The following is a 10,648-nucleotide window of genomic DNA, read 5'->3' as shown; positions in this document are numbered from 1 at the left end:
CTACACTCTGTCTGCATCGGGTTTTCTTATAGCTTACGAAAATTTCTTTTCTACAAAACAGACTTTTTCATAATCTAACCCGATGTACAACCCTTCTGTGAGATTTCCGCGCTGAGCCTGCGGGCCTTTTTGATGGCCGTATGAGCGCCCATCGACATACCAAGGACAATAATCTTTTCAAAACGGTCAAGAATAGGCTGGATGATTGCGATGGCCTCATCCACTTCCGGCGTCATGTACCAGTTATCGATTTTGGCGGCGAAACCGATTGTCTCAATACGCTTCTTTTCCGAGACAGCTCTGCCGAAATAATCGTGGGTAGCAGTATTCGTCACGCCTGCCGGGCCGAACACCACAAGCAGATAAGGTGTTTCACCCGGAGTATGGTGAACAGCAAGATCTGACCCATCAAACAGCATGACCAATCAGTCCATATACTTGTAAATATTATATCAAATAATACACTTCATTTTTTTCAGAAAAACAATCTCATGCGTAAATTTATATTCAACAAAAAGACGTTATATTTCTCACACAACAACAAAACGCATCCAAATCACGACAAAATATGTCTATTGTGGCAATATATATCAAATAAACAACAAAATACGTCACGATTCAGGCAGCCGACCGCATTCCCAGACTCAGGGGCCAGACAGTTCACCTGCAGTAAATCGGACAAGAAGAAAGACCGGAGAAGCTGACAGGAAGCAGCTTCTCCGTGACAATTCAGAACAGAGCAGCACAAACCGCCGATTGTTCAGTTCAGGACCCGAACGCCCCGTCCAGCACCGCTTCATCCTCTTCTGGCAGATGGACATCCGCAGGGTCAAACCCAAACACCCGCCCATAAAAAGCCAGCTCAATCTGGAAAGCGCGACGCAACGTATCTTCGCCGCGAAAACCATGCCCTTCCCCCACAAATTCCACCAGCGGACAGGCAATGCCGTTCTGCTTCAGCGCAGCCACCATAGAACGGGCCTGTTCCGGCGGCACGACCGCATCATCCAGACCTTGCAGGAAGAGTACAGGCACCTGAATCCGGTCCGCCATGAAAAGCGGTGAACGCGCCCGATAGACCGCTTCGGTCTCCGGCCACGGCCCGACAAGACTGTCGAGATAACGTGCCTCGAACTTGTGCGTCTCCTCCGCCAGCGTGCGCAGGTCCGTCACACCGTAAAGGCTGGCGCCTGCTGCAAAGATATCAGAACTGGCAAGCGCCGACAGCACGGTCAGTCCGCCCGCGCTGGAGCCACGAATGACAATCCGTTTCGGATCAATCCGGCCACTCGCCGCCATAGACGAAGCCGCCGCGATGCAGTCTTCCACATCCCGCACGCCCCACTGACCATCCAGCCGCTCACGATAGGCGCGCCCGAAACCGGTCGAACCGCTATAGTTCACATCCAGCACGGCAAAACCACGACTGGTCCACCACTGCACCTTGAACGAAAACCCTTCAGACGCACGGGCAGTCGGCCCACCATGCGCAGTCACGATCATCGGGGGCAGTTCTCCCTCTGGCACACAATACTGCGCGCTGGTGGGCGGGTAGAAGAACGCCTGTCCCACGGCGCCATCGGCGAGCGGAAACTCCACGCTTTCCGGCAAAGCGATATCGTCTTTTCCGAACGGCAGGCTCGTAGCGGCGCGCAACACACGAGGCGTCTGTCCCGGCGCTCCCACAACAACCGAAGCGGCCCGATCCGACGAACCATCCAGCCACGCAAACCGATCTCCGAATGGAAGCGGACATTGTTCCGGCAGTCCCATCGTGACAGGCGTGACATCGTAACCGGAAGCATCTCCCGGTGTCAGCATCAGCATCAGCATCTGTGTCTGCCCGGCCTTCACCGCCAGAGCGAGGATACGTCCGTCTGGTAGCAGGCTGTAACTGCGTTGTCCGAAAACCCAGTGAGGCTGACCGATCTCAGCCTCGACCTCACAGACAGGCTGAGGCTCTCCGCCAGCCAGGACAAAGCGCCACAGCGTCCACCAGCCACCTTGATCGGAAATGGCGAACAGGGTCTGCTCATCAGCCCACTGCGGCTCCGTGAGAGACTCCGGTTTCCCGGTTGCAGAGGCGTTCCCGCCAGCAAGAACCTTTCTGGAATGTGGGTCATCCAGCCGCATGACGCACAGCCGCGAGCTAGTCCAGGGCATCGCCGGGTGATCCCACTCGATCCACGCAAGATGCGTGCCGTCCGGCGAGGGTGTCGGCGTGGAATAAAAATCCGCACCCTGCGCGATGATGGTTTCAGGAGCATCGTGCAGAGAAATGGCCACCAGCGTGTCTAGCGGCTCTCCCTCGCCACGATGATCTTCCCGGACAGCGTAAACGCACTGTCCGTCCGGGGCGAAGGCGAAACTGGCGTAACGCATCCCCTCGGCGAGCGCGAGGCGGCGCGGCTCCGCAGCACCATCAAGATCCAGCAGATAGACGCCGCCGTCGCGCCGATTGCTGAACACGATGGCGCGACCGGCCACGGCAAAGGCGCCGCCACCATATTCATGGACTCTGGTCGCCACATCGACATCGTGTGGCGTCACATCGCGCGGTTCCGCTCCCTCACACCAGGCGACCAGAGCCGTGCGCCCTTTTTCGGAAGGACGCCTCTCGAGCCACAGCATGGTGTCACCGCTCACGGCGACACTGGACAGGGTCACGGTTTTGCCTGCGGTGAGCGATGCCGTCACAGGCGAGCGCCATGTTCCGCACGGGGCTGGCTGACGGTTCATGAAACCTCCATGGAGCAAAGACGTATCGGCAGATACTGATGTGCAGGGTTGACAGGAGCCTGTCCAGACGGTTCCTGATGCGTTTCTGCAAGCTCCCGGGATGTTTCGCCCTGTTACATTATCTTGACACGCTGCTGTCCCATTATGGTTACGGCGTCATCGGCGTGGTCGTCATGCTGGAAAGCATGGGATTGCCCCTGCCGGCGGAAAGTCTGCTCATCACGGCGTCCCTGCTCAGCGCGACCACGCACAGCCTCAGCATCTGGGGAATCGTGATCGCCGGAGTGAGCGGCGCAATCATGGGCGATAACCTCGGCTATCTGATCGGCAAGGAAGTCGGTTTCCGTTTCCTGCATCGTTACGGAAAATATATTGGCCTTTCAGCGGATCGCATCCTGCTGGGCCGATATATTTTTCGCCAGCATGGCGGCACGGTCGTGTTTTTTGGACGGTTCATCGCCCTTCTGCGCGTTTTCATCGCCCTGCTGGCCGGAGCGAACCGGATGCCCTGGCATACGTTTCTTCTGCATAATGCACTCGGAGGTCTGTGCTGGGCGGGAGGCTACTCGCTCGGGGCGTACTATCTCGGGCATGAAGCCATGAAGGTTTCCGGACCTGTCGCCTGGGGCATTGCCGGCCTGACAGCACTGGTCGCTGTGAGCGTGTTCCTTTTTCTCAAGAAAAATGAACAGCGTCTGATCGCACAGGCCATGGAAGCCGCAAAAGAAGACCGGGAACTCACCTTCGGTATGGAAAAGGAACTGGTACATGACGGTGAGCAGCAGAATGACAAATGACAGACTGGAGCGGCACACGGCTTTTCTCAACACGCTGAACCGTCTGGACGGACGCACGGCGGTTGTGACGGGCGCAAACAGCGGTCTGGGACTGGAGACAGCCTGTGGACTGGCGAGCCTTGGGGCCAGGGTCATTCTCGCCTCCCGGTCCGAAGAGCGCAACGCTGCCGCTCTGGCCACCCTGCAAAAGCGCGTGCCGGATGCGAGCGCCGAGACAGCGCAGCTTGATCTGGCGTCGCTTGCTTCCATTGAGCGGTTCGCCAACGACCTGTGCGACCGGCTCACGGCTCTCGACATTCTGGTCAACAATGCCGGGGTCATGGCCCCCCCTGTCCGACGGGAAACGGCGGACGGGTTCGAGATGCAGTTCGGCGTGAACCATCTCGGTCATTTCGCCCTGACCGGTCGTCTGAAACCATTGCTGGAGGCGTCTCCCAGAGAAGGCGGCGTGATGGTTGCCGTGGCCAGTCTGGCGGCATGGAAAGCCCGTATCCATTTTGACGATCTCCAGTCCCGCCATCGTTATTCTCCTTTTGACGCCTATCGTCAGAGCAAGCTGGCCAATCTGCTGTTCGGTCAGGAACTGGCCCGTCGGTCCAGAGCGTCGGGCTGGAACCTGCATTCCCGCATCGCCCATCCCGGCTGGTCCCAGACGCAGCTTGTCGTGAACGGCCCCGGCTCGGGAAAGCAGAGCCTGCCTGCATGGGTCATGGAGACGGGCGCGAAGGTCGCCTTTCGCTGGTTCGGGCAGTCTGCCGCCAGCGGGGCTGAACCGTTCCTGTATGCCGCAGCCTCACCGCTGGCCCATGACGGATGCTATTACGGTCCGGATGGCGCAGGCGAACGCACGGGAAAGTCAGAACTGGCCATCGTTCCGCCATCTGCAAACGATCCCCGCGCTGCCCGCCGTTTGTGGGAAGTTTCCGAGCGCCTGACGGGCGTGACGTTCGAATAGGGTCGGCCCCGGCAGGACATTGAGCCACCGCATCCGAACAGTCAGGAGGAATCATGCTTCCTTTCTCCGTTCTCGACCTGTCCCTCATCACGCAGGGCGCGACGCCAGCCGACGCCTATCGCAACACCATGGACCTTGCACGACTGGCTGACGCACTGGAGTTCAGGCGTTACTGGCTGGCCGAACACCACTCCATGCCCGGCATCGCCTCCGCCGCGACCGCCATTCTCATCGGACAGGTCGCCGGGGTGACAAAACAGATCCGGGTCGGTTCCGGCGGAATCATGCTGCCCAACCATTCTCCGCTGATTGTGGCGGAACAGTTCGGCACGCTCGAAACGCTGTTTCCCGGCCGGATTGATCTCGGGCTGGGTCGTGCGCCCGGCGCGGACCAGCGCACGGCCATGGCGCTACGCAGAGACCCGCACGCACCGGACCGCTTTCCCGAAGATGTCGTGGAACTGCTGCATTATTTCGAACCGGCAGACAGCGTTCCCCATGCCGTACGCGCCATTCCCGGATGCGGCCTGCGTGTGCCTGTCTGGATTCTAGGCTCGTCACTGTTTTCAGCCGTTCTCGCGGCCAGACTGGGCCTGCCTTACGCCTTTGCTTCGCATTTCGCGCCCGGTCAGATGGAAGAAGCCATTGCGCTCTACCGGCACCGTTTCGAACCATCGGACCGCTGCGCCAGCCCTCATGTCATGCTGACCGTCAACATGGTGCTGGCCGACGACGCTGCGGAGGCGAACGTGCTGGTCACATCCCTGTATCAGTATTTTCTGGCGCTAAGACGCGGCCGCCCTTCCACTTTCCCGCCGCCAGATGCCGGATTGGAAACCAGACTGCCTTCTCAGGAACTGGCTATGCTTCAGCACACATTGTCCTGCACTTTTGCAGGCTCACAGGAAACGGTTCTGCCGCGTCTGACGGAATTCCTCCAGCGTCATCGTCCCGATGAGCTGATGATGGCCTTTCCACTCTACGACCACGCAGCCCGTCGGCGCTCTGTGGAACTGGCCGCCGGGCTGTCGCCGCTTGTGGATGCTGTTTTTAAAGCTTTGTGATTTACAGAGGAATCTTATGAGCAGGGCAGTTCCCTGCCCACATGATCTCTCTGAACAGGAATGAAGGCCTATTACTCGGCCAGCATGGGCCCCAGAGGACGCCCCCCCAGAAGATGCACATGGAAATGCGGCACTTCCTGACCGGCATTCTCACCGACATTGCCGATCAGACGGTAGCCCGGCGCATCCAGATCAAACGTGCGGGCAATATCGCCAACAGCCCGGTTGAACGCGACAATTTCCTTGTCACTGGCGCGCTGGCTGAAATCAGCGAACGAAATGTAAGGTCCCTTCGGAATCACCAGCACATGCACCGGCGCTTTCGGCGCGATGTCATGAAAGGCGAGAACCATATCGTCCTCGAACACCTTCTTGCAGGGAATTTCCCCGCGCAGGATTTTCGCGAAGATATTGTCGGGGTCATATTTCCCGATGCCGCTTACCGCCATGTGAATCTCCTTATCCCAGACAGGTCCGTGTCCATCACTGACGCGGACGGGACGCCTTTTCCGCGATGCCGCTCGTGCCTTCACGACGCTGCAATTCTGCCCAGACCTCGGCAGGCGTCACGCCAGCGTCAACCCACATGACAATCAGATGATAGAGCACGTCCGCACTCTCTCCGATCAGTTCCTGCGTGCGTCCAGCGACGGCCTCGATCAGACATTCGACGGCTTCTTCGCCAAACTTCTGCGCCACCTTGCTCGTGCCGCGTGACAGCAGACGTGCGGAATGGCTTGTCGAAGGGTCAATGCCACGACGGCTGAGAACCACGTCAAAAAGCCTGTCGAGGACAGAAGCATCAATCTGGCCGCTATCCGGCTTCGGAAAAGAAGCCGGATCAGCATTCAGGTTTTTGGACAGTTTTTTCAGCTCTGCCTGAGAAGACACAGCCGCACCTGCTTTTTTCTGGGCCGTACCAGACTTGCTACTCGTCCTCTGTTTCTTCGCAGTCGACTCTTTGGTCACATTTTTCTTGGTCGGTGTCTTTGCCATGGTCTTCCCGGTCAGTAGGCGAAATCGAGTGTTTCAAGAGGTGGACGGACAGGCAACCCGGCATCCGCCAGAGCCTGCTTCACCTGTGGAACGGTGAACTGCCCGAAATGAAAGACGCTGGCTGCCAGCAAACCCGTTGCGCCGGCCCGCGCTCCTTCCACGAAATGTTCAAGAGCGCCGACGCCGCCGGACGCCACCACCGGCAGTCGCACAGCCGCATTCACAGCCCGCAGCAGATCGAGATCGAAGCCGGACCGCGTGCCGTCACGGTCCATGGAGGTCAGCAGGATTTCACCAGCCCCACGCGCCGCGACATCTCTGCACCAGTCCACAACATCAATGCCGGTCGGCGTGCGACCGCCGTGAGTGTAGACTTCCCAGCCACCCTTGCCGTCCGAACGCGCATCGACGCCAACAACAACGCACTGGCTGCCAAATTTGTTGGCGGCCTCGTTGATCAGCTCAGGACGTTTCACCGCCGCCGAGTTCATCGCGCATTTGTCCGCGCCCGCCAGCAGCAGCCGACGCATGTCGCCCGTCGTGCGTACGCCTCCCCCCACCGTCAGCGGCAGGAAAATGCGCTCGGCCGTGCGACTGACGACGTCCAGAATGGTGTCCCGGTCTTCATGGCTGGCCGTGATGTCGAGAAAGGTCAGTTCGTCCGCGCCAGCCGCGTCATAGACGGCGGCCTGCTCGACAGGATCGCCGGCATCACGAAGCGAGACGAAGTTGACGCCTTTCACCACGCGACCGTTCTTCACGTCCAGACAGGGGATGACGCGCAGTTTCAGCATCAGGACAGAACTCTCAGCGCATCCGCCGGAGAAATACGGCCGTCATACAGCGCCCGTCCGACGATCACGCCCTCGATCCCCGGCGCGTCAGCCGCAACGCGCCGGAGCGCCGCCAGATCATCGAGCGAACCAACGCCACCGCTGGCGATCACGGGAACGGAGACCGTGCGGGCCAGTTCCGCCGTCTGTTCGAGATCCAGCCCCTGCAACATGCCATCACGGGTAATCTCGGTAAAAATGATCGCCGCCACGCCTGCGTCCTGCATCCGCAGGCCCAGATCCGTCGCCTGCATGTCAGACACCTCGGCCCAGCCTTCCGTCGCAACAAGCCCCATCCGCGCATCGATGCCAGCCACAATCCGTCCGGGGAACAGACGGCAGGCCTCCTTCACCAGTTCCGGGTTCTTCACGGCCACAGACCCGAGGATCACGCGGGAAATCCCGGCCTCCAGCCAGCTTTCTATCCCGGCCAGATCACGCAGGCCGCCGCCGAGCTGCACCGGCACCTTCGCGTTCGCCACAATCTGCTTCACGGCTTCACTGTTGGCGGAGCGGCCTGCAAAGGCTCCGTTCAGATCCACGACATGCAGCCAATGGAAGCCCGCCGCACACCAGGCCCGCGCCTGCGCTCCCGGATCGTCCGAATAGACCGTTGCATCATCCATCTCGCCCCGGCGTAGACGCACACAGGCACCGTCCTTGAGATCGATCGCAGGATAAAGGGTAAGAGGACGGGCGGTCATTTCGGCAGACTTTCCATGATCGGTTTCAGAAGACGCTCCGTTTTGCAGGAGACGGCTGTTTTCCTGAAGGCGCTTTACGAAATAATGCCCCCGCAGCATCTGGCCGTCACCCAGCGCGTAATAGGGATTTGTTCCCCATTTCTCAAACCCGAGGCTCCGGAAAAGCGCGATCGCACGCTTCTGGGATTCCCGCACATCCAGATTGAGGAACTGATATCCCATCGCACGGGCGCCGCTGATGATTTCCTCAAGCAGAATGCGCCCGAGACCAGTGCCACGCGCATAAGGCGCAATGTGAAACTGTGTGACGCTGGCGTTCATCGCCTGCGCCTCGTTGCTGCGGGAAGGCCGGACCAACTGCGCCGATCCCACGATGATTCCGTCCTGCCGCGCCACGAACAGCAGCCGCTCCGGCACCAGCAGGATACCCCGGAAATAGCGCTCCAGAACGGAGCGTCCCTGCGGTCGGACCCAGGCGAACCCGCCTCCCTCAAGGATGGACGCATCGACGCATTCACACAGCGCCTGCAGGTCATCCTCGTTCAACGCCTGAACGCGCTCGGCCGTCAGTCCGGGTGTGCCCGTTTCACCGCTCATCAGAGCGCTCCATCCGGCGTCCAGTGCAGGAAATTGGCCAGAATACGCAGTCCGACCGTCTGGCTTTTCTCGACATGGAACTGCGTGCCGGCCCTGTTGCCGCGCGCCACGATCGCCGGAACCGCGCCGCCGTAATCGGTCGTCGCCAGCAGTTCTTCGTCGCGTGCGCCTGTCAACGCATAGGAATGAACGAAATACCCATGCGGCCGGTCACCCAGCCCCTCCGTCAGTGGATGCGGACGGGAAAAGGTCAGTTCGTTCCAGCCCATCTGGGGCAGACGCAGACCCTGCGCTTCCATCGGCGCAATCTCTCCACCGATCCAGCCCAGCCCGTCCGTCACACCATGCTCAAGACCGCGTTCCGCCATCAACTGCATGCCGACGCAGATTCCAAGGAACGGCGTTCCGTTATTCACAGCACTATCCAGAGCGGACCGGAGCCCGTCGACCGCGGCCAGTCCTCTGGCGCAATCCGCGAACGCGCCCTGGCCCGGCAGCACGATCCGGTCGGCTTCAAGAACCTGTCCGGGATCATTGGTGATCACGACGGTCGCCGACACCCCGGAGAGGCGAGCGGCTTCTTCAAGAGCACGCGCCGCCGATGCCAGATTGCCGCCGTCATAATCGATGACGACAACAGACTGATGACCTTCCAGCACGATCAGCCCCTTCCAGCGAAAGCGGTCGCAAACGGGTCGGGAATATGATCATCTGAAACCGGAGGCAACGCAGTCTGCCCTATGGCCCGGTCCATATAACGCAGCAGCGCCGTCGCCTGGTCCGGTCCGACAACCGTGCCAGCTTCCCTGTATCCCTTAAGCCGAAGCTCCCATTCCATCAGCTCCGCGCTGAACGCCGCAAGCGCAAAACGGGCGGCGAGCATCAGAGCGGGCACGATCCACAGCTTCCCCAGCAGAGCGGTCAGAATGACGGACGTCGAAAGAAAAAGGCTGCCTGAAATCCAGGCGCCGGACCACATCAGGGCGATGCCCCCCAGAAACAGTACATTCCACCGGAAGGTCTGCTGCACCAGCACGGGCAGCCCGTCCTTTTTCCGTTTCGAGGCAATGCCTTCTCCGGGCAGCCAGACTGAAAAAGCCTTCACAGGACCCCCTTGGTGGACGGAATGACGCCCGCCGCCCGCTCGTCAAATTCAACCGCCATCCGAAGCGCCCGCGCCGTCGCCTTGTAGGCGCTTTCGGCGATATGATGACTGTTGCGCCCCGTTTTCTGCGTCACATGGAGCGTGATCATGCTGGCCATGGCGAACGCCCGGAAAAATTCCTCGAACAGCTCCGTGTCCATGACCCCGATCTTTTCCGTCGGAAAGACGACTGACCAGGCCAGAAACGGTCGTCCGGACAGATCCACCACCACTTCGGACAGGGCTTCGTCCAGAGGCACCAGCGCGTGACCGAACCGGCGCACGCCGCGCTTGTCGCCAAGCGCCTGCCGCACGGCCTGACCAAGCGCGATGCCGACGTCTTCCACCGTATGATGAAAGTCCACCTCCAGATCACCTTTGGCAGCGACCTCGATATCCAGCATGCCGTGCCGCGCCAGCGCCGTCAGCATATGGTCAAAAAAACCGATGCCGGTGCTGATCGAGGCTTCACCCCTGCCGTCCAGATTGACGGCGACACGGATGTCGGTCTCGGCTGTTACGCGATGCAGGGAGGCGGTACGGATTTCAGTCATGGGCGCTACTGATACAGGAGGAAGGCCAGAAACGCTATTGGTTCCCTCTGTTTCTGTCCATCCCGCGATGCTCCGCAGCGCATATCCGGACACGCCCTGCGGCTCCAGAAGACTTTCAGCTGGCGTCCCGCAGATCGCCAAGAGAGGCAATCAGTCTCGACGCGGAAATCTCACAGAAGGGTTGTACATCGGGTTAGATTATGAAAAAGTCTGTTTTGTAGAAAAGAAATTTTCGTAAGCTATAAGAAAACCCGATGCAGACAGA

Annotated in this window: 12 protein-coding genes; 3 read left to right on the top strand and 9 right to left on the bottom strand. The window is 59.8% G+C overall.

Going from position 1 to position 10,648, the window contains the following annotated elements; translation table 11 throughout:
- Positions 1–74 precede the first annotated feature (74 nt).
- Both GVI59_RS17835 and GVI59_RS17830 read right to left on the bottom strand, forming a co-directional pair.
- Entirely contained in the window at positions 75–419 is a 345-nt protein-coding gene (locus GVI59_RS17835) for a hypothetical protein (protein ID WP_242013206.1), read from the bottom strand.
- Between the two features lie 346 nt (positions 420–765).
- Positions 766–2,739, bottom strand: coding sequence for a S9 family peptidase (locus tag GVI59_RS17830; RefSeq protein ID WP_173575400.1), 1,974 nt, complete (start codon positions 2,737–2,739; stop codon positions 766–768).
- 77 nt (positions 2,740–2,816) lie between these two features.
- Here GVI59_RS17830 and GVI59_RS17825 point away from each other — a divergent pair, with 77 nt between their 5' ends.
- The 3 genes from GVI59_RS17825 to GVI59_RS17815 are packed head-to-tail and all read left to right on the top strand — an operon-like array spanning position 2,817 to position 5,555.
- Positions 2,817–3,536 carry a DedA family protein gene (locus GVI59_RS17825; RefSeq protein ID WP_173575399.1) on the top strand — a complete coding sequence of 240 codons (720 nt, stop codon included), beginning with the start codon at positions 2,817–2,819 and terminating at the stop codon, positions 3,534–3,536.
- On the top strand, positions 3,526–4,491 hold the full coding sequence (locus GVI59_RS17820) for an SDR family oxidoreductase (RefSeq protein ID WP_173575398.1): 966 nt from the start codon (positions 3,526–3,528) through the stop codon (positions 4,489–4,491). Before GVI59_RS17825 ends, GVI59_RS17820 begins: the two co-directional genes overlap by 11 nt.
- Before the next feature lie 53 nt (positions 4,492–4,544).
- Positions 4,545–5,555, top strand: a complete 1,011-nt coding sequence (locus GVI59_RS17815) for an LLM class flavin-dependent oxidoreductase (protein WP_173575397.1) — start codon at positions 4,545–4,547, stop codon at positions 5,553–5,555.
- A gap of 71 nt (positions 5,556–5,626) precedes the next feature.
- Here GVI59_RS17815 and GVI59_RS17810 read toward each other — a convergent pair whose 3' ends face one another.
- From GVI59_RS17810 to hisB, 7 genes are read right to left on the bottom strand one after another with little or no spacing between them, the layout of a single operon-like run.
- Positions 5,627–6,004, bottom strand: a complete 378-nt coding sequence (locus tag GVI59_RS17810; RefSeq protein ID WP_173575396.1) for a histidine triad nucleotide-binding protein — start codon at positions 6,002–6,004, stop codon at positions 5,627–5,629.
- Between the two features lie 34 nt (positions 6,005–6,038).
- A complete protein-coding gene (locus tag GVI59_RS17805; RefSeq protein ID WP_242013205.1) occupies positions 6,039–6,551 on the bottom strand; it encodes a phosphoribosyl-ATP diphosphatase in 513 nt (170 codons plus the stop codon).
- 11 nt (positions 6,552–6,562) lie between these two features.
- Positions 6,563–7,345, bottom strand: coding sequence for an imidazole glycerol phosphate synthase subunit HisF (gene hisF / locus GVI59_RS17800; protein ID WP_173575395.1), 783 nt, complete (start codon positions 7,343–7,345; stop codon positions 6,563–6,565).
- The gene (hisA, locus tag GVI59_RS17795) at positions 7,345–8,685 is read right to left on the bottom strand and encodes a 1-(5-phosphoribosyl)-5-[(5-phosphoribosylamino)methylideneamino]imidazole-4-carboxamide isomerase (RefSeq protein WP_173575394.1); all 1,341 of its coding nucleotides are present in this window, start codon (positions 8,683–8,685) and stop codon (positions 7,345–7,347) included. The genes hisF and hisA overlap by 1 nt, the downstream gene beginning before the upstream one ends.
- Positions 8,685–9,344, bottom strand: coding sequence for an imidazole glycerol phosphate synthase subunit HisH (gene hisH, locus GVI59_RS17790; RefSeq protein ID WP_338422124.1), 660 nt, complete (start codon positions 9,342–9,344; stop codon positions 8,685–8,687). Before hisH ends, hisA begins: the two co-directional genes overlap by 1 nt.
- Positions 9,345–9,346: 2 nt before the next feature.
- Entirely contained in the window at positions 9,347–9,790 is a 444-nt protein-coding gene (locus GVI59_RS17785) for a hypothetical protein (protein ID WP_173575393.1), read from the bottom strand.
- The gene (hisB, locus tag GVI59_RS17780) at positions 9,787–10,383 is read right to left on the bottom strand and encodes an imidazoleglycerol-phosphate dehydratase HisB (protein WP_173575401.1); all 597 of its coding nucleotides are present in this window, start codon (positions 10,381–10,383) and stop codon (positions 9,787–9,789) included. Before hisB ends, GVI59_RS17785 begins: the two co-directional genes overlap by 4 nt.
- Positions 10,384–10,648 lie beyond the last annotated feature (265 nt).

It is taken from the genome of Acetobacter sicerae (genome assembly GCF_011516765.1).
Lineage (GTDB): Bacteria > Pseudomonadota > Alphaproteobacteria > Acetobacterales > Acetobacteraceae > Acetobacter > Acetobacter sicerae.
The sequence above is the reverse complement of the archived record's forward strand: the minus strand, read 5'-3'. Positions and strand labels throughout refer to the sequence as shown.

What these genes read in the sequence shown, in the direction of transcription:
- hisA (WP_173575394.1), bottom strand. Translation starts at nt 8,685, where the DNA reads ATGAGCGGTGAAACGGGCACACCCGGACTGACGGCCGAGCGCGTTCAG.
- hisB (WP_173575401.1), bottom strand. Translation starts at nt 10,383, where the DNA reads ATGACTGAAATCCGTACCGCCTCCCTGCATCGCGTAACAGCCGAGACC.
- GVI59_RS17810 (WP_173575396.1), bottom strand. Translation starts at nt 6,004, where the DNA reads ATGGCGGTAAGCGGCATCGGGAAATATGACCCCGACAATATCTTCGCG.
- GVI59_RS17815 (WP_173575397.1), top strand. Translation starts at nt 4,545, where the DNA reads ATGCTTCCTTTCTCCGTTCTCGACCTGTCCCTCATCACGCAGGGCGCG.
- GVI59_RS17820 (WP_173575398.1), top strand. Translation starts at nt 3,526, where the DNA reads ATGACAAATGACAGACTGGAGCGGCACACGGCTTTTCTCAACACGCTG.
- hisF (WP_173575395.1), bottom strand. Translation starts at nt 7,345, where the DNA reads ATGCTGAAACTGCGCGTCATCCCCTGTCTGGACGTGAAGAACGGTCGC.
- GVI59_RS17835 (WP_242013206.1), bottom strand. Translation starts at nt 419, where the DNA reads ATGCTGTTTGATGGGTCAGATCTTGCTGTTCACCATACTCCGGGTGAA.
- GVI59_RS17825 (WP_173575399.1), top strand. Translation starts at nt 2,817, where the DNA reads ATGCGTTTCTGCAAGCTCCCGGGATGTTTCGCCCTGTTACATTATCTT.
- GVI59_RS17805 (WP_242013205.1), bottom strand. Translation starts at nt 6,551, where the DNA reads ATGGCAAAGACACCGACCAAGAAAAATGTGACCAAAGAGTCGACTGCG.
- GVI59_RS17830 (WP_173575400.1), bottom strand. Translation starts at nt 2,739, where the DNA reads ATGAACCGTCAGCCAGCCCCGTGCGGAACATGGCGCTCGCCTGTGACG.